Genomic DNA, 17,558 nt, shown 5'->3' with positions numbered 1-17,558 from the left:
GGGACCGGGCATTACAATAAAGGGAGGTACCAGTATGCAGATAACGACGACTTTTAGACACATGGAGCCGAGCGAAGCCCTGAAGAGCTACGCCGAAGAGAAGCTGGAGAGGGTGAAGAAATACATCGACGAGCCCATTGTCGTCCAGGCCTTCCTTACCGTAGAAAAAATCCGCCACAAAGCGGAAGTGACCATCACCGCCAAGGGGATCACCATCAAGGCCGCCGAGGAGAGCAACGACATGTACGCCTCGCTCGACGCCGTCGGTGACAAGATCGAGCGTCAGCTCTCCCGCTACAAAGAGCGGATCAAGGCGCACAAGCCGGCCGCCGAGGGAAAGTCCCGCCAGGTGCAGAAGTCGATCGTTCAGGCTGAGGGGCTCGAGACTCCCGCCGCCGCCCCGGTCATCATCAAGACCAAGAGCTTTTCCATGAAGCCGATGTCGGTCGAGGAAGCCGTGATGCAGATGGAACTGCTGCACAAGGATTTTCTCGTCTACACCGAGTCGAGCACGGAAAACATCAACGTGGTCTACCGTCGTAAGGACGGCAACTACGGCCTGATCGCCCCGGAAAGGGTCTAGCGGGTCGAGGGATTGAAGGTCGGGGGCTTCGCTTTGAAGCCCCCGACGCCGCTTCCGGCCGGTCCGGAGGCGGGGGAGAGGTTTCCCATTTGAAGAACATGAGCCTGAGTATCAAGGACCTTCTGGAGGACAAGGCTTACGGCCTCGACCTGCGGCTCATCGGCGGCGAGGCCGGGCTGGTGAACCGGCTCTACAGCTCCCGCATTCAAAAACCCGGCCTGGCTCTGACCGGCTACACCGAGCATCTGCACCCGGACCGGGTCCAGGTCCTGGGGCACACCGAGATATCCTACCTGCGGCAGATCCCGGAAGAGATCGGCCGCAAGCACATCGAAACCCTCTGCTCCTTCCCGATCGCCTGCTTCATCGTCACCAAGGGGCTCGATCCCCCGCACTTTCTCAAAAGCGCCGCGGGGAGCGCGGGCATTCCGCTTTTGGTGACGCACCACCAGTCCTCCACCTTCATCTCGCTGATCACGAAGTTTCTCGAGGAGAGCCTGCTCCCCGCCACCCACATCCACGGCGTGCTCGTGGACGTGCTCGGGGTGGGGGTGCTCCTTTTGGGCAAAAGCGGCATCGGCAAGAGCGAGTGCGCCCTTGACCTGGTGATCCGCGGCCACCGCCTGGTGGCCGACGACATCGTGCACATCAAGAAGAAGATGCCGGCGGCGCTGGTGGGACAGGCCGGGGAGACGATCCAGTACCACATGGAGATCCGCGGGCTGGGGATCATCAACATCAAGGACCTCTACGGGGTCTCCTCGATCCGCGAAAAGAAGATCATCGACCTGGTCCTGGAGCTTTTGGAGTGGAACCCCGAGCAGGAGTACGACCGGCTCGGGATCGACGACGAGGTGAAGACCATCTTGGGTGTCGACCTGCCGCACCTGAAGGTCCCGGTCCGCCCCGGCCGCAACCTCACCTCCATCATCGAGGTCGCGGCGCGTAACTTCCTCCTGAAGGGTATGGGTTACCATTCGGCCAAGGAATTTCACGAAAAGCTCCTGGCGCGGATGGAGATCCGCGCCATCGGAAACGAGGTGGAATAGCGTGCGCATCGTCATCATCACCGGCCTTTCCGGTTCGGGCAAATCGACCGCGGTCCGCGCCCTCGAAGACGAGGGGTTCTTCTGCCTGGACAACCTTCCGGTCTCCCTGGTCACCACCTTCATCGAGCTCGTCGAGCACTCCCGCGAGGACGTGAAGGACGTCGCCCTGGTCATGGACATCCGCAGCCGCGATTTCATGAAGGGGTACGACCAGGTCTTCGCCGCCATCGAGAAGGCGGGGCACAACGTCAAGATCCTCTACTTCGACGCGACCGACGAGGTCCTGATCCGCCGCTTTTCCGAGACCCGCCGGCGCCATCCCGCGCTGGAGGGGGCCTCGGTCCCGGAGGGGATCCGCTTCGAGCGGGACCAGCTCGCCGGGCTGCGCCGCATCGCGACCGCCATCATCGACACCTCCGAGATGAACGTGCACCAGCTGCGCGAGCTGGTGATCTCCACCGTGAAGGGGAACGAGGGGGCGCTGGAGATGCAGGTGAACCTGCAGTCCTTCGGCTACCGCTACGGGATTCCGCTGGAGAGCGACCTGGTGATGGACGTCCGCTTCCTCCCCAACCCCTACTTCGTGCCGGAGCTCCGCCCGTTCACCGGGCTGAACGAAGGGGTGCGCGATTTCGTGCTGCGCCACGAGGAGACCCGGGTCTTCTTGGAGCGCTTCCGCGACATGCTGGAGTACCTCCTTCCCGGCTACCGGCGCGAGGGGAAATCGTACCTTTCCGTCTCCATCGGCTGCACCGGCGGCAAGCACCGCTCCGTTGCCATCGCCGACGAGCTGTACCGCTATTTCAAGGCTAAGAACGTCAACATCAAAATTACCCACAGGGACATCGAGAAGGGGCTGGGATGATAGGACTACTTTTGGTCGCCCACGCGAAGGTGGCGGACGAGCTTTTGGCGGCCGCGGAAATGATCGTCGGTCCGGTGCAACTGGCCGAGACGGTCGGGATCACCCCCGACACCTCGGCAACGGACGTCATGGACGCCATCAAGGGCGCGGTGGAGCGGGTCTCCGCCGACGGCGCGATCATCATGACCGACATGTTCGGCGGCACCCCGTCCAACATGAGTCTTTCCTTCCTGGAGGAGGGAAAGGTGGAGGTCTTAACCGGGGTCAACCTCCCCATGCTGATCCGTTTCACTCAGGAACGGGAGAAGTGCGGGGTGAGCGAGCTCGCCTACCGGCTCAAGGACAGCGGCCGGGAGGGGATCTCGGTGGCCGGAGACTACCTCAGGAAGTAAGCCACAGGAGGACGGGTCGCCGACCCGTGACACTACATGCTGGAGCAGGAATTCGTCATACCTAACAAACTCGGACTGCACGCCCGGGCCTCGGCGCTTCTGGTAAAGACCGCCAGCCGGTTCGCTTCCGAGATCAAGATCGAGCGGGAAGGGGTCGAGGTGAACGGCAAGAGCATCATGGGGATCATGATGCTCGCCGCCGCCAAGGGGAGCAGCATCATGGTGCGGGTGGCCGGGGCCGACGAGGCCGAGGCTTTCGCCGCGGTGGGGGATCTGATCCGCAATGGGTTCGGAGAGGAGTGAAATAAGGACGCTGCAGGGGGTCGGAGCCTCGGCCGGGATCGCCATCGGCCGGGTCCGCATCACGGACCGGCGCCGGGTGAACGTGACCGAGTACGAGCTTTCCCCCGAGGAGATCCCTGCCGAGGTCTCCCGCTTCGCCAAGGCGGTGGAGCGGGCCAAGGCGGAGCTCTCCTTTTTGCGCGACCAGCTCATGACCACCCGCGGCCCGGAGCATCTCTGCGTGATCGACGCGCACCTGATGCTTCTGGACGACACGATGCTGATCGGGGAGACCGCCGAGTCGATCCGCAGCCTCGGGATCAACGCGGAAGGCGCCCTCAAAAGGACCCTGGAAAAGATCAAGACGTTCTTCGACGGGATCGAAGACGAGTACCTGCGCGAACGCGCCGGCGACGTCGAAACCGTCGTGGAGCGGGTTTTGCGCAACATGGTGGGGGAGAAGCAGGAGTCGCTCGCCCAGATCGAGGGTAAGGTGATCGTGGTCGCCCACGAGCTCTCCCCGGCCGACATCCTGCAGATCGACAAGAGCAAGGTGATCGGGTTCATCACCGACCTGGGGGGGAAAACCTCGCACTCGGCGATCCTCGCCCGCGCCCTCGAGGTGCCGGCGGTGGTCGGGATGGAGCGGGTCACCCGGGAGGTCGCCAACGGCGACATGGTGATCATCGACGGGGCCTCCGGGGTGGTGATCGTGAACCCGGGGCCGGAGGAGTTCCGCGATTACCTGCAGCGCAAGCAGCGCTTCGAGTATCTGGAACGGGAGCTGTTCAAGCTGCGCGACCTCCCTGCCGAGACCCCGGACGGCCACCGGATCCTCCTCAAGGGGAACGCCGAATTTCTCGAGGAGATCGACTCCATCCGCCGCCACGGTGGGGATGGGATCGGCCTGTACCGCACCGAGATGCTTTTCTTCAACCGGACCGTGCTCCCCGACGAAGAGGAGCAGTTCCGCCTCTATGCCGCCGCGGTCCGCGCCATGTCCCCCCAGCCGGTCACCATCCGCACCCTGGATGTCGGCGGCGACAAGTTCCTTCCCGATTTGGACCTGGACGACGAGATGAACCCCGCCCTGGGGATGCGCGCGATCCGCCTGTCGCTGCGCCACCCGGAGGCGTTCAAGGCCCAGCTCCGCGCCATCCTGCGGGCGAGCGCCCTGGGGAAGGTGCGGGTCTTCTTTCCCATGGTTTCCGGCGTCGCCGAGGTCCGCGCCGCCAAGGCCCTTTTGGAGGAGGCCAAGCTCGAGTTGGGCGGAAAGCACCCCTTCGACGAGAACCTGGAGGTGGGGATCATGATCGAGATTCCCTCCGCGGTGGTGATCGCCGATCTTTTGGCCGCCGAGGTCGATTTCTTCAGCGTCGGGACCAACGATCTCATCCAGTACTCGCTGGCGATTGACCGGACCAACGAGCACCTGGTCTCGCTCTACGAGCCGCTGCACCCGGCGGTCTTGCGGTCGCTCAAGATGGTGGTGAACGCCGCCCACGCGGCGGGGATCCAGGCCTGCATCTGCGGGGAGATGGCGGGGGAGCCGATGTACCTACCGATCCTCCTGGGGCTCGGCTTCGACGAGCTTTCCATGAACGCGATCTCGATCCCGCGGGTGAAGAAGATCCTGCGCCGCTGCACCAAGGCGGAGGCCACCCAGGTGGCCGCCAAGGCGCTGACCTTCGCCACCGCGGCCGAGGTGGAGTCGTACCTGAAGTCGGAGATTTCGGCGCGCTTTTCGGAGAGTTTCGACTAGAGCGCGGGGAGGGCGGTTTCCAGAAGCCGCGCGAGGTTTTCCGCGGCACGGCGCGAGTTACCCGCCAGGCGGATCAGCTGCGGGATGATCCGGGGCCTTTGGGCGACCGTGGCGAGGACCCGGGAGATCTTGATGTTGAACTCGGCGTCGGTGAACTCGTCCAGCGAGAAGCCGAGCTCCTCGTCCCCGGCATCGCTGATCCCCCGCAGCGCAATTACCGGCACCCCGGCCTCGGCCGCGACCTCAAGGATCGCGGCCGTTTCCATTTCCAAGACCGGATGCGGCTCGGCTGGCGGGAGCAGCGCCGAGACGCGCTCCTTGCTGGTGATCGCCGCGGCGGTGACGAAGGTGCCGCGGGCCATCGGCTGGCCCGCCGCCGCGGCATGGCCGGCCAGGCGGTCGGAGATTTCCCGGTCGGGTGCGGCGGCTTGCCGGAAGGCGTTCCCCTCCAGCCACACGACCCGCTGGGCCAGCACCAGGTCGCCTACGCTGATCCCCGGGCGTACCCCGCCTCCCAATCCGTAGTTCACCACCAGCCGGGGCGTCGCCTCCTGCAGCAGGACCCGCGCGGCCGCCGCGGCGCGGGCCGGTCCCATGCCCGACTCGACGAGGACGATCCGGGTCTCCCCCAGCGAAAAACGGTAGAGTTTGCACCCGCCGCAGCTTTCCTTGCGGTAGGTTCCGACCCTTTTCAAAAACGGTGCGATCTCCTCCGGCATCGCGGCGATCACGCCGATGGTTTGGTTCTTCATGTCGGTTCCTTTGCTGGTAATCATCGGACCGATCGGACCGATCCGTCGGATCTGATCGGTCCGATCCGAGTGCCGCACTGTACCAGATACCGCCTGTGCCGGGCAACGGCTAAGCGCCATCCCGCGGTTTCTCTTGACAAAATTCCGGCTCGACATTATTGTCGGGGTTTGCTTTTTTTCCAACCCTTTGCCTAAGAGGAATGCTATGAAACCGCTCTTTCTCAACCCCCCCACCTTCGAGGATTTTGACGGCGGGGCGGGGGCACGCTACCAGGCCTCGCGCGAGGTAACCTCCTTCTGGTTCCCGACCTGGCTCACCTATCCCGCCGGGATGATCGAAGGCTCCCGCGTGGTGGATGCCCCGGTGCAGCGGCTCGACCTGGACGGCTGCCTGAAGATAGCGCTCGATTTCGACCTGGTGGTCATGTACACCTCGACTCCGACCCTGGCCATCGACGTCGAAACCGCCCGCCGGATCAAAGCCCAGAAACCTGCCACGATCACCGTGTTGACCGGTCCCCACGTCACCGTACTTCCCGAGGAAAGCCTCCGTTTCGCCAAAGGCGCGGTCGACATCGTCTGCCGCGGCGAATTCGACTACGCGGTCAAAGAGATCTGCGAAGGGCGCTCCTGGGAGGAGGTCGACGGGATCGCCTTTTTGAAGGACGGCGTCTTCCACCAGACCAAGGACCGTCCGCCGCTGACCGACCTGGACAGCCTCCCGTTCTCCAGCCAGATCTACGCCCGGGACCTCCCCATCGAGGAGTACATCATCCCGCACATCAAGCATCCGTACGTCTCGATCTACACGAGCCGCGGCTGCCCGGCGCGCTGCACCTTCTGCCTCTGGCCCCAGACCTACTCGGGCCGGATCATGCGGACCCGCAGCCCGGAAAACGTCTATGAAGAGGTGAAGTGGATCAAGGAGAACCTCCCGCAGGTGAAGGAGATTTCCTTCGACGACGACACCTTCTCCGCCGACAAGAAGCACGCCGTTGCCGTCTCCCGGCTGATCAAGCCGCTCAACGTCTCCTGGGTCATCAACGCACGGGCCAACTGCGACTACGAGACCCTCAAGGAGATGCGCGAGGCTGGCCTGCATCATGTGATCGTCGGCTTCGAGTCCGGTGACGAACAGATCCTCAAGAACATCAAGAAGGGGGTCACCAAGGCGCAGGCGATCGAGTTCGTCAAGAACTGCAAAAAGCTCGGGATCACCATCCACGGCGCCTTTATCATGGGGCTTCCCGGCGAGACCCACGAGACGATCCAGAAGACCATCAAGTACGCGATCGACCTCGACCTCGAGTCCATCCAGGTCTCGCTCGCCTCGCCGTATCCGGGTACCGACTTTTACGCCCTGGCCAAGCAGGAAGGGTGGATCGCGTCCGACACCTTCCTGGACGCGGACGGCCACCAGCAGTGCGTGATCAACTATCCGGGGCTCTCCAACAAGGAGATCTTCGCCGCCGTCGAGCTCTTCTACAAGAAGTTCTACTTCCGTCCCAAGTACATCGCCCGGAGCATCTGGAAGATGATCGTCGACTCCAAGGAACGCAAGAAGCTGCTCAAGGAAGGCAAGCAGTACCTGGAGTACATGCAGAAGAGAAAGCAGGGACAGTAGTTAATGAGCAATGAGCAATGAACAATGAGCAGTGACGTCGCAGACTCTGGCGTTACTGCTCATTGCCACGTTGCTCTTTGCTGTTTTGCTACCTGAGGTTTTACATGAAGCAGCTGATCATCAACGCCGACGACTTCGGGCTCTCCTCCGGTGCCAACCGCGGGATCATCAGGGCCTGGCAGGAGGGTATCCTCACCAGCGCCTCGCTGATGCCGGGGGGAGAGGCGTTCGATGAGGCGGTGGCGCTGGCCAAGGAAAACCCGGGACTCCAGGTGGGGCTGCATCTTACCCTGGTCCAGGGGCGCGGCGTCCTGCCGCGGGAAGGGATTCCGCACCTGGTGGACGAGTCGGGCAATTTCGACAACGACCCGGTCCACTGCGGGATGCGTTATTTCTTCCTGAAGCCTTTACGCAAAAGGCTCGCCCGCGAGATCGAGGCGCAGATCGTGAAGGTCCGGGAAACCGGTCTTCCCATCAGCCACGTCGACGGCCACCTCAACATCCACATGCACCCGGTGGTCTTCGACATCCTCTCCCGGCTCATGCCGCGCTACGGCATCTCGAGCTTTCGCCTCTCCTGCGAGGACCTGAAGGCGAACCTCTCGGTGGACCGCCAGCGGGTCGTCGGGAAGGTTGCGGAATCGTTCATCTTCGGGCGGCTCGCCGACGCCTGCCGCGGGCGGCTCGACACGCTCGGCATCACCTACAGCGACGAGGTGAAGGGACTCTACAACTCGGGGCGGATGACCGAGGATTACCTGTTGGCGACGCTGGACACGGTGCGCGACGGCATGACGGAGATCTATTTTCACCCCGGCTGCCGCCCCTGCGCGACGCTGGACCGCTGGATGCCGGAGTACCGGCACGACGATGAGCTCGCGGCCCTGACCAGCCCGAAGGTCCGCGAAAAAATGGCCCGGCTCGGTATCCGGTTGAGAAACTACCGCGGAGAGGAAAAGAAATATGCTTAAGACGGTGGTGGTGATGCTGATCGCGGTGACGGCGGGGACCTTCGGGGACGTGCTCCTGGCGCGGGGGATGAAGGAACTGGGGGATCTTTCGACGATGAACCTGAAAGGGATTCTCTCGGTGGCGCTGCAGGCGCTCTCTTCCCCGAAGCTGATCTTCGGCACCTGCCTGCTGGCGGTCTTCTTCTTCCTGTGGCTGGCGGTCCTTTCCTGGGAGGACCTCTCGGTGGCGCTGCCGATGCAGGCCATCAACTACATCCTGGTCGCCTTTTTGGCCCAGTACGTCCTCGGCGAGGCGGTGAGCCCGCTGCGCTGGGCCGGGACGGTACTGGTGGCAATCGGCGTCGGCCTGATCACCAAAAGCGGGGGAGGGGCCTAGCCGTACTCCCCCTCGTCGAGCCAGAGCTCCTGCGACGGCAGGGCCAGCTCCTGGACCTCGATGCTCTTGAGCCAGCAGTTGCGGTCACGCAGCGCGAGCCTTTCGCTGGACCCCCGCTCCACTTTGCGCACGTAGACGGTGAAGTCGCCGTTTGAGAAATGGATCACCCGCCCTTTCTCCCCCCCCAATTCCTTGGCCACGATCGGAATCCGCTCCTCGGCCAGAAACTCCTCGATGAACCGGCAGTTGACCTCACCCACGCAGAAGAAGTTGCCGATGTTTCCGGTCTGCTTCAGGATGGTTGCCCCGCCGAAGACCTTGGCCATCAGCCGCTTGCGGCGCGCCCCCAAGTGGAGCATCTCGTTGATCAGAAGCTCCATCGCGTGCACGCCGTAGCGTCCCGCTTCCGAGGCGATGGTGGGGAGGTTGCGCGCGTAGCGCCGGTTACTGAGAAGGAAATGGTTCATCCCGACGATCTTCTCGACCGGGTCGTAGAGGCAGGCGGAGACGCAGGAGCCGAGCAGGGTGGAGATCGTCACCGGGCGCGGGGAGGCGTAGAACTCGCCCGGTTCCAGGGTAACGTGCTGAAATCTCCCTTTTGTTTCAATTCTCATGATTCGGTTCCGGTGGCCGGGTGCGGCAGCATTCAAGCATAGTGCCCGAGGCGAGGCCGGCGGACAAGCTTTTTTTTGGTCTTGTCATTGGTGCGGGAAAAGGGGTAATCTGTCGCCATGAAAAAAATCATACTTTCCGCCATATTACTGCTCTTGTTTGCGATCCCCGGATACGCGGTCAGCCTTCCGGAGCGCCTGGTCTACGACGTGAGCTGGACCGGGATTTCCGCCGGCAGGACCGTTCAGGAGGCGAAGGTCGTGGGGGACGAGATCCGCATCGTTTCCACCACGAAATCCCTGCCGTGGCTCAAGGTGTTCTTTCCGGTCGACGACCGGATCGAGTCGTACGTGATGCGCTCCGGGGCCGGAGGGAAGATGGGACTGCCGCGGATCTACCGCGAGCGGATGAACGAGGGGAGAACCCATACCGACAAGCAGGTCTTCTTCGATCACCGGAAGCAGACCGCGCTCACCAAAGACTACCGGGGGAAATCCGAGAAAGAGGACCCGATCGGCAACAACACCTACGACACTCTTTCCGCCATCTATTTCATGCGAGGGATCGAGATGATACCGGGGAAATCCGTTTTCATCGAGATCTTCGATTGCAAGCGGCTTTGGAGGACCGAGGTGCAGGTGCTGCGGCGCGAGGAGATCACGACTCCTCTGGGCACCTTCAAGACGGTGGTGGTGAAGCCGCTGCTCAAGTCTCCGGGGATTTTCGCCCGGACCGGTGACATCCATATCTGGGTGACCGACGACGTTCTGAGACTTCCGGTCAAGATGACCAGCAAGGTGAAGATCGGAAGCATTACCGCCACCCTGATCGGCGGCACGTACTGGCAGAACGAACAGTCGGCACTGAAACAGTGAAGCTCTGAGACAATTAAACAATACTAGTCGTTGGGGAAGAAACAACGAGCCAGGGGAAAATAGTCTTTTGTTTCACTGCTGCTGTCTTTGCGTTATCCCCTCGTAAAGCGAGTAATCACCTCTTCCGCTTCCGGACGCCCGGCTATGAGTTCGGCCCGCGGCGGGATGCGGAAATCGTCGAAGTCAAAGCCCGGTGCCACCAGGCAGCTCACCAGCGTGTATTCCCCCAGCGAACGAGCCCCTTGCAGTACCTCGGGGGGCACTACCGTCAGCGGCTCACCATCCTCCCCCGGGGCGGAAAGCGTGCGCCGCTCCAGTTCCGGCCCCAGGAGCACCAGCTCCAGCGGGGCCCCCGCCAAATGGACCCAGACCTCCTCGCTCCGCACCGTATGCAAAGCGGAGAAATCCCCCTCTTCCAAGAGAAAGTAGATCGCCGTAAGCGCCACCCGCTCGCCGGGGTATCCAGCCGGAGTCGCGAGACTGTGTTCGGAGCGGTGTACCTCCCGGTAGTACCCCCCCTCGGGATGCGGCAGCAATCGGTAGCGCTCGATCAGCGCTTGGGCGGTCAGTATCGTTTCCACGTCACTTGCTCCGTTTTTTCTGGCAGTACCAGGCGATTGAACAGCAGGGGCGCAGCATGCTGCGCCCGTTAACCCGACTTCTCTTCCAATGTTACCGGCAACCGCGGTGCCGGTTCCAGGCGCGCTAGAACTCCGCGTGCCGCGGCGTCCTGGGGAAGGGGATGACGTCCCGGATGTTCTCCATCCCGGTAAGGTACATGATCGCCCGCTCGAACCCCAGGCCGAAACCGGCGTGCGGAGTGGAGCCCCATCTGCGGGTGTCGAGATACCACCAGAGCGAGGCAGGATCAATCCCGCTCTGCTCCATCTTCGCGGTCAAAACGTCGAGGCGTTCCTCGCGCTGGCTGCCGCCGATGATCTCGCCCACCTTCGGGACCAGAAGGTCCATGGCCGCGACCGTCTTGCCATCGTCGTTTTGCCGCATGTAGAAGGCCTTGATCTCTTTGGGGTAATTGAGGATGAAGACGGGGCCCCCGACCACCTGTTCGGTCAGGTAGCGCTCGTGCTCGGACTGCAGGTCGAGCCCCCATTCCACCGGGAACTGGAAGGTCACCGGCGCCTTCTTGAGCCGCTCGATCGCCTCGGTGTACTCCATCCGGGCGAACTCCGCGTTGGCCACCGCTTCGATCCGCGCGATGAGCTCCTGGTCGATCTGGGTGTTGAAGAAGTTCATGTCCTCGGCGCAGTCGTCGAGCACGAAGCGGCAGAGCCGTTTCATGAAGGCTTCGGCAAGGTCGGCGTCGGCGGCGAGATCGGCAAAGGCCATCTCCGGTTCGATCATCCAGAACTCGGCGGCGTGGCGCGCGGTATTCGAGTTCTCGGCCCGGAAGGTGGGGCCGAAGGTGTAGATGTCGGAAAACGCCTGGGCGAAAAGTTCCCCCTCCAACTGTCCGCTCACGGTGAGCCCGGTGGCGCTGCCGAAGAAGTCCTCGGCGTAGTCGACGCATCCGTTCACCAGCGGTGGCCGGACCGGATCCAGCGTGGTTACCCGGAAAAGTTCCCCCGCACCCTCGCAGTCGTTGGCGGTGATGATCGGGGTGTGCACGTAGACGAATCCGCGCTCGGCAAAGAACCGGTGCACCTCCTGGGCGAGCGCCGAGCGGAGCCGGAAAACGGCGCCGAAGGTGTTGCTGCGCAAACGCAGGTGAGCGATGGTGCGCAGGTACTCGAAGCTGTGCCGCTTCTTCTGCATCGGGTAGCTTTCGTCGGCCGCGCCGACGATCTCGAATCCCCCTGCTTTGATTTCCAGCGCCTGCCCCGCCCCCGGCGACTCCTGGAGCACCCCGCTGATCGCCAGCGCGCTCCCGGTGCCGACCCTGGAAAACTCCTCGTAGTCCGGCAGGTCCGGCTCCGCAACGACCTGAATCCCGGAGAGGTTCGAGCCGTCGTTGAGCACAATGAAGGTGACCCCTTTACTGGATCTGACGCTTCGGACCCAACCTTTGAGGAGAAGTTCCTGTCCCGGCTTTCCCTGTGCCAGAGCCTCTTTTATCTTCACTCGTCCTGTCATGTGAGCACCCCGTTTTTGAGATCTCCCTATGTTAACACATAGTAAGAGGAGCTCAAAAGCATAGTTGACAGTGCCAATGCCTGCGTATACCTTTGCAGTTTATTAAAGGAGGTCCCGGTACTATGATGAAGTTGTGCATGGCCCTGTTGCTACTGCTGCTGTCGGTCAGCCCCGGTTTCGGTGGGAACTCCGAGATCAATTTCGGCGGGGTGGGGATTGACGGCACTCCGCGTGCCGACGGCACCATCGTGGTGAAACAGCTGGTCCTGGGTGGACCGGCGCAGCTCGCGGGGGTGCGGGTGGGGGACATCATCACCCACATCGACGGTAAACCGACCCTCGGCAGTGACTTCAATCAGATGGTGCAACGCCGCCTGCGCGGCCGGGCCGGGACGAAGGTCATGCTGAAAATCACCCGGGCCGGGGTGGCGAAGCCGATCACCCTCACCCTTACCCGCCGCCAACTTGCGTTGCCCGCCGGGCGGACCAAGGCCCGGACCAAGGAGGAATAGATGTCCTATCTTGCCACGTTTCTCGTCGCCCTTTTCCTGGCCCTGCCGGTGGCACCGGCTCTTGCCGACCAGCTCCCGCAGAGCCCGCTGAACGCTGCCCCCGAGGCGGCCATCGTCTATCCCAAGATCACTCTCTTCTCGACCTCCTGGTGCCCGCACTGCAAGCACGCCAAGGAGTACTTCACCAAAAAGAACATCCCGTTCATCAACCGGGATGTCGAGGTGGATACCGAGGCGATGCAGCTTCTGACCGGGAAGTACCAAAGCCAGGCGGTTCCGGTGATCGTAATCGGGGACGACGAGGTGATCTTGAGGGGGTTCAACGAGAAGAAATTCGAGGATGCCCTGGATAAGGTGAAGAAGAAGTAGGCGCCACCGGCTCGCACCGGGCGGCAGTCCCGGGTAGAGCGGCAGGACCGCCCTCTCCGGGGGAGGCTCCCCTAGTTCTGCGGGGGCCACCCCGTGGCGATGATGATGTCCAAAAGGGTATCGGCGATGCGTGGGGAGAGGTTCTTGCCCCGGTGGTCCTGCATGGTGATGATCAGTTCCTCGCGGGTGAGCCCGCGGCGGTAGGGGCGGTCCGTGGAAAGGGCGTCGCAGATGTCGGCGGCCGAGACGATCTGCGCCTCCAGCGAGATCTGGTCCCCCTCCAGGCCGTTGGGGTATCCCTTGCCATCATAGCGCTCATGGTGGCTGAGCACGATGTCCTGCACGATCCGGGAAAGGTTGGCCTTGCGCACCACGTCGCACCCCCACTCCGGGTGCTTCTTCACGATGGCGAACTCTTCCTCGGTGAGACGCCGCTCCGCGTTGAGGATCGCTTCGGGGACCCCGATCTTCCCGCAGTCGTGCAGCCAACTCCCGTACCGGATCTCCTGTTTTACCTCGTCGGCGATCCCCAGGCGGTCGGCAATCAGCAGGGCCAGGGTCGCCACCCGGTCACAGTGCCCCCGGGTGCAGGCGTCCTTGAGCTCGATGGTCTGCGCCAGCGAGTGCAGGATGAACTCGTCCTCCCGCTTGATCGACTGCAGGATGCGATAACGGCGAATCCCGTCTTTCACCGCCCGCAGCATCTCGGTATCCTTCCACGGCTTGAGCACGAAACGGAAGACCTCGCCGCTGTTGATCGCGGCCAGGGTGGTGTCGAGATCGGCGCGCCCGGTCATCATGATCTTCACGGTGTGCGGGGAGCGTTCCTTGAGCAGGGTAAGAAGCTCGATTCCCGACATTCCGGGCATCTGGTTGTCGGAGACGACCACCGCGACGTCATGCTCGTCGATCAGCTTGAGCGCCTCCTTCGCCGAAGAGGCGGTCATGATCTCTAGTCCGCGGTTTTCGAAGAGGCTTCTGGTGTAGCTGAGGATGCTTTTTTGGTCATCCACAAAAAGCACCGCTTCCTTGACCCTGCCCTGATCGTGCATCAGCCATCCTCCCACGAATTTCTCTTGCTGACTTATCGGCAGCTTTCTCTTTCTGCTTAGGAAAAATTTCCGCGGAATCGCCATATGTCACCGGGGCGTGAAGGGAAGTCCCCGGGGGATCCTTTCTTGACAAGGAAGTGATCAGCGGTACCATGCAACGGTGTGCCGGGGCGGCAGCCCGCCGAATGACGGAACTGCTGGAAAGGACAGGGGAAAGGGACATGGTCCCCTCCCGGTGGTACAAGGGGCTATTCCGCCCCCGGCGGAACGCTCCTATTTTTTTGCGCCGGATTTTCCGGAGAAAGGGGGGGCCATGTTACTGGAGAAGGTATGGTACACCATGGAAGAGGCGGCCAACAAATTCGGTGTGGAGCAGGAACGGCTGAAGACCTGGGTCGATGAAGGGGTGGTCCGTACCGAGCGGGAAGGCGAAGTGCTGCGTCTGAATGGCGACGACCTGGAACTCAAGCTTCAGGAGTTGACCGGGATCTGATGAGACTTGGCGTTCTCAAGAGCTTTAAGCAGGCGGAGGGAGGGTCGGGGATCTTCCGCAACGAAGATTTCCGGCCTTCTTTGCTGATTGAAGCTCAAGTTTTTGCAGCTGATGACGATGCTATAAAGGTAGTGGCAACAATTGATTCAGATATCAAGGAGGGTTTTCCTTTGGCAAGCATAACGTTTGAAGAGATCATGTTCACCATCATGTCCGCAACTCAGGACACCTTCAAGAGCTACATGGACATGGATATCTTCGCTGGGAAGGTGGAGAAGAAGATCAACCCGGTGGCAAGCGATATCGTCGGGATCATTGGGGTGGCCGGCGACCGCGTCGGGTACATTCTGTTCTCCACGGAGCGCAAATCGGCGGAAGAGATCGCCAAGTCCATGCTGATGCTGGACGAGCCGGACGACGAGTCCATCAACGATGCCATGGGCGAGGTTACCAATAACATCGCCGGGGTGTTCAAGAGCAAATACCATGAGCAGTACGGCAGCGTGGCTCTCGGGCTCCCGCTGGTCGTCTCCGGGCGGATCCGTCCGCTGCCGGAGCCTCCCGAAGAGAAAGCGGAAGCGAGCAGCATGAGCGTGCAGTGCAAAGGGGTCACCATCCCCTTTACCACCATGGACGGCAAGGTCAGCTTCCGGGTCATGGTCTACATGTAGTGTCCCGCTGTCTCAGGTAACAAAAGCCCCCGGCCGCTTCGGCATCCGGGGGCTTTTTCTTTGCTGTTGGGTACACTCGGGTTTCGGAACGGCCCGCTCTGGTAATAAAGCTTCTAAAAGGATGGCAAAACGGGTAAAACGAGAATATCTGCAGATTTTTTTCCCTTTGGGAAAAGAGGGAAAAATCTCCTGCTGCCGTTTTGAGGAAGAGTGCGCGGTGCCGAAGCACCGATATACGAGCTGATGCCTAAGGGGTCAGAGATTTGGAGTGGGTATGATCGGAAAGTGCAAAACCGGAGTTCTGTCAGTGCTGGCATTGTCTATGACGCTCATTTTCGCAACCTCTGCGGTAACCGCCGCGGAGAACCAGGAACAAAAAGAGAAGGAGCAGAAGGAGCATAAGGAGCACCCGAAAAAAGAAGATGGTGGCGCCGAGAAAAGAAAACCAAAAGAGCGCGCGCCGGAACCTAAAGACGTGCGACCTTTCCCCGGCCGCAGTCGTGAAAACCTGAAGGATCAGGGAGAGGTGCGGCCTGCCCCCGGGCGGGGCGGTGAAACCGGCGCGCCGGCGGAACAGGTACGTCCGACCCGGAGAGGTTGGGGAACCGGCCGTCCGTATGGGAATCAGGCTCCTGAGACGGGAGGCTCCGCCGCCCCGAAAGCGAAGGACGACCGGGGCACTCCGGCGGGTCCGCCGACGAACCAGAAAACATGGAATAAGTCGAGGCCGGAGCCCGATCAGAAGCGGACTCCTCCGGCATCGGCCCCGGCTGCTTCGGGCAAGGAGCCGCTGCGCAGCCGGCCGGTCTTCACCCTGCCGTCGGACGTCAAACGCGCTCCGGGCGGCACCGCGGTGCTGCCGAAGGGGCACGCCGACAACGTGCTGCGCCAGGTCAATTCCGCGCGTTCCAACCTGCGCGGCGTCAACGCACGGCCGGTGCCTGCGGGGCGCGTCTCAACCCGCCGCGATGGCGGACTGGTCGTCGAAGCGTCGAAGGGGAGGAAATTCCAGCTCCGTCCGGACGGTACCATTGCCTCCTTCTCGGCCCGGGGGCGCAGCGCCGAGTTCCGCCCCAACGGGAGGATTCGGCACCTCGAGACGGGAAACCTGCGCATCAACCGGGGAGCGCACGACGAGCGGAGGATCGTGACGGTGCGCCCGGACCGCGCGGTGCTCGTTTCCACCGGTCCGCACCGCGGTTATCTCGAGCGGCGGGTGGCCTACCACAACGTCACGCTGGTCCGCCGTACCTACGTCGTCAACCAAACCACCTACACCCAGGTCTATACTCCCCGTTACTACAACGGGGTGGAAATCCAGGTCTTCCTGCCGCGCGCCTACTATCCGCCGGCTTACTACGGCTGGGCGGTCGACCCTTGGGGAAGGCCGGTCCGCTATTCCTGGGGCTGGGTTCGTGATCCCTGGTATGGCTACTACGGCGGCTACTATCGCCCGGCCACCGTGTATCCCTCTGCCTCGGCCTGGCTCACCGACTATATCCTCGCCGAGACCCTGCGCAGCGCCTATTACGATCAAGGCGGGCAACCTCCGGTCGATCCGGACTTTTACGGCAATGACGAGGATTACCCGATCACCCCGGCGGTGAAGGGGATGCTGGTTCGCGAGGTCGCGCGGCAGCTGGCCGAAGAGAGAGAGGCGGCACGGTACGGCGGCTACGGCGCCTCGGGCCTTCCCTGGGCTCTTCGTGATCCGGACCGGATCTTCGTGGTGTCGACGCCTTTGGACGTCAACAACGATTACGGCGAGACCTGCAGCTTGTCCGCAGGAGACGTGCTGAAGGTATCGGCACCGATCGACGGAAGCGGAACCGCCGAATTGCGCGTGATGAGCCGCCGGATCGGCGACTGTGCCGTCCATTCCACCGTCACCATCGGTCTGAACGACCTGCAGGAAATGAACAACGCGATGCGGGTGCGGATGTACGCCGGACTGGACCAGTTGCACCGGCCGCAGGATGACTATGCGTCCTTGCCTCCCGCGCCGGTCGATGCCATGTCGGCGCCGCAGCCAAGCGAGGCGGCTTCTCTGCCTCCCTCCAACGAAAACGTCCTGGCGATGCTCAGAACCCAGGAAACCGAGGCGGACCAGGCCGAACGGCAACTGATGGATTCCGCCTTTGCCGAGGACTCGGCCGCACCTCCGCCGCCGGCCGCTGAAGAGGATGGTCCCGCCGATGACAGTTACCGTTAGAAAGAGGGCAGGGCT

The 17,558-nt window shown here is 62.4% G+C and carries 20 protein-coding genes; 15 read left to right on the top strand and 5 right to left on the bottom strand.

Going from position 1 to position 17,558, the window contains the following annotated elements:
- Positions 1-34: 34 nt before the first annotated feature.
- The 6 genes from hpf (at position 35) to ptsP (ending at position 4,933) form a co-directional block, all read left to right on the top strand.
- On the top strand, positions 35-583 hold the full coding sequence (gene hpf, locus JFN93_RS14535) for a ribosome hibernation-promoting factor, HPF/YfiA family (RefSeq protein ID WP_199384819.1): 549 nt from the start codon (positions 35-37) through the stop codon (positions 581-583).
- 98 nt (positions 584-681) lie between these two features.
- The gene (hprK, locus tag JFN93_RS14530; RefSeq protein ID WP_199384897.1) at positions 682-1,632 is read left to right on the top strand and encodes an HPr(Ser) kinase/phosphatase; all 951 of its coding nucleotides are present in this window, start codon (positions 682-684) and stop codon (positions 1,630-1,632) included.
- A 1-nt stretch (position 1,633) separates the two neighbouring features.
- Positions 1,634-2,497, top strand: coding sequence for an RNase adapter RapZ (gene rapZ, locus JFN93_RS14525; protein ID WP_199384818.1), 864 nt, complete (start codon positions 1,634-1,636; stop codon positions 2,495-2,497).
- Positions 2,494-2,889 (top strand): PTS sugar transporter subunit IIA, encoded by a 396-nt coding sequence (locus JFN93_RS14520; protein WP_199384817.1) that lies wholly within the window; start codon positions 2,494-2,496, stop codon positions 2,887-2,889. Before rapZ ends, JFN93_RS14520 begins: the two co-directional genes overlap by 4 nt.
- 36 nt (positions 2,890-2,925) lie before the next feature.
- Positions 2,926-3,192 (top strand): HPr family phosphocarrier protein, encoded by a 267-nt coding sequence (locus JFN93_RS14515; protein ID WP_199384816.1) that lies wholly within the window; start codon positions 2,926-2,928, stop codon positions 3,190-3,192.
- Positions 3,173-4,933 carry a phosphoenolpyruvate--protein phosphotransferase gene (gene ptsP / locus JFN93_RS14510; RefSeq protein WP_199384815.1) on the top strand — a complete coding sequence of 587 codons (1,761 nt, stop codon included), beginning with the start codon at positions 3,173-3,175 and terminating at the stop codon, positions 4,931-4,933. Before JFN93_RS14515 ends, ptsP begins: the two co-directional genes overlap by 20 nt.
- Here ptsP and JFN93_RS14505 read toward each other — a convergent pair.
- A complete protein-coding gene (locus JFN93_RS14505) occupies positions 4,930-5,685 on the bottom strand; it encodes a phosphorylase family protein (RefSeq protein WP_199384814.1) in 756 nt (251 codons plus the stop codon). The two genes, ptsP and JFN93_RS14505, sit on opposite strands and share 4 nt — an antisense overlap.
- Positions 5,686-5,890: 205 nt before the next feature.
- Between JFN93_RS14505 and hpnJ the strand changes: the two genes are divergently transcribed.
- The 3 genes from hpnJ (at position 5,891) to JFN93_RS14490 (ending at position 8,656) form a co-directional block, all read left to right on the top strand.
- Positions 5,891-7,309 carry a hopanoid biosynthesis associated radical SAM protein HpnJ gene (gene hpnJ / locus JFN93_RS14500; RefSeq protein WP_199384813.1) on the top strand — a complete coding sequence of 473 codons (1,419 nt, stop codon included), beginning with the start codon at positions 5,891-5,893 and terminating at the stop codon, positions 7,307-7,309.
- Positions 7,310-7,413: 104 nt separating this feature from the next.
- Complete coding sequence (gene hpnK / locus JFN93_RS14495) at positions 7,414-8,280, top strand: hopanoid biosynthesis-associated protein HpnK (protein ID WP_199384812.1); 867 nt, start codon at positions 7,414-7,416, stop codon at positions 8,278-8,280.
- Positions 8,273-8,656 carry an EamA family transporter gene (locus tag JFN93_RS14490; protein ID WP_199384811.1) on the top strand — a complete coding sequence of 128 codons (384 nt, stop codon included), beginning with the start codon at positions 8,273-8,275 and terminating at the stop codon, positions 8,654-8,656. The genes hpnK and JFN93_RS14490 overlap by 8 nt, the downstream gene beginning before the upstream one ends.
- Here JFN93_RS14490 and JFN93_RS14485 read toward each other — a convergent pair.
- Positions 8,653-9,270, bottom strand: coding sequence for a chemotaxis protein CheD (locus JFN93_RS14485; RefSeq protein WP_199384810.1), 618 nt, complete (start codon positions 9,268-9,270; stop codon positions 8,653-8,655). The genes JFN93_RS14490 and JFN93_RS14485 overlap by 4 nt on opposite strands.
- A gap of 117 nt (positions 9,271-9,387) precedes the next feature.
- Here JFN93_RS14485 and JFN93_RS14480 point away from each other — a divergent pair, with 117 nt between their 5' ends.
- Positions 9,388-10,143 (top strand): DUF3108 domain-containing protein, encoded by a 756-nt coding sequence (locus JFN93_RS14480; RefSeq protein ID WP_199384809.1) that lies wholly within the window; start codon positions 9,388-9,390, stop codon positions 10,141-10,143.
- Between the two features lie 92 nt (positions 10,144-10,235).
- Here JFN93_RS14480 and JFN93_RS14475 read toward each other — a convergent pair whose 3' ends face one another.
- Both JFN93_RS14475 and asnS read right to left on the bottom strand, forming a co-directional pair.
- Positions 10,236-10,724, bottom strand: a complete 489-nt coding sequence (locus JFN93_RS14475) for a cupin domain-containing protein (RefSeq protein ID WP_199384808.1) — start codon at positions 10,722-10,724, stop codon at positions 10,236-10,238.
- A 124-nt stretch (positions 10,725-10,848) separates the two neighbouring features.
- On the bottom strand, positions 10,849-12,234 hold the full coding sequence (asnS, locus tag JFN93_RS14470) for an asparagine--tRNA ligase (protein ID WP_199384807.1): 1,386 nt from the start codon (positions 12,232-12,234) through the stop codon (positions 10,849-10,851).
- Between the two features lie 122 nt (positions 12,235-12,356).
- Here asnS and JFN93_RS14465 point away from each other — a divergent pair, with 122 nt between their 5' ends.
- Both JFN93_RS14465 and JFN93_RS14460 read left to right on the top strand, forming a co-directional pair.
- Entirely contained in the window at positions 12,357-12,746 is a 390-nt protein-coding gene (locus tag JFN93_RS14465; RefSeq protein ID WP_199384806.1) for a S41 family peptidase, read from the top strand.
- Entirely contained in the window at positions 12,747-13,115 is a 369-nt protein-coding gene (locus JFN93_RS14460) for a glutaredoxin domain-containing protein (protein WP_199384805.1), read from the top strand.
- A gap of 71 nt (positions 13,116-13,186) precedes the next feature.
- On the opposite strand, the gene JFN93_RS14455 is transcribed toward JFN93_RS14460, so the two are convergent.
- The gene (locus JFN93_RS14455; RefSeq protein WP_199384804.1) at positions 13,187-14,167 is read right to left on the bottom strand and encodes an HD domain-containing phosphohydrolase; all 981 of its coding nucleotides are present in this window, start codon (positions 14,165-14,167) and stop codon (positions 13,187-13,189) included.
- A gap of 313 nt (positions 14,168-14,480) precedes the next feature.
- Here JFN93_RS14455 and JFN93_RS14450 point away from each other — a divergent pair, with 313 nt between their 5' ends.
- The 3 genes from JFN93_RS14450 (at position 14,481) to JFN93_RS14440 (ending at position 17,543) form a co-directional block, all read left to right on the top strand.
- A complete protein-coding gene (locus JFN93_RS14450; protein WP_199384803.1) occupies positions 14,481-14,660 on the top strand; it encodes a MerR family transcriptional regulator in 180 nt (59 codons plus the stop codon).
- Between the two features lie 170 nt (positions 14,661-14,830).
- A complete protein-coding gene (locus tag JFN93_RS14445; RefSeq protein ID WP_199384802.1) occupies positions 14,831-15,331 on the top strand; it encodes a chemotaxis protein CheX in 501 nt (166 codons plus the stop codon).
- Between the two features lie 307 nt (positions 15,332-15,638).
- Positions 15,639-17,543 carry a hypothetical protein gene (locus JFN93_RS14440; protein WP_199384801.1) on the top strand — a complete coding sequence of 635 codons (1,905 nt, stop codon included), beginning with the start codon at positions 15,639-15,641 and terminating at the stop codon, positions 17,541-17,543.
- Positions 17,544-17,558: the final 15 nt, after the last annotated feature.

Origin of the sequence: Geomesophilobacter sediminis, assembly GCF_016458275.1 — a bacterium.
Classification (GTDB): Bacteria; Desulfobacterota; Desulfuromonadia; order Geobacterales; family Geobacteraceae; genus Geomesophilobacter; species Geomesophilobacter sediminis.
The sequence above is the reverse complement of the archived record's forward strand: the minus strand, read 5'-3'. Positions and strand labels throughout refer to the sequence as shown.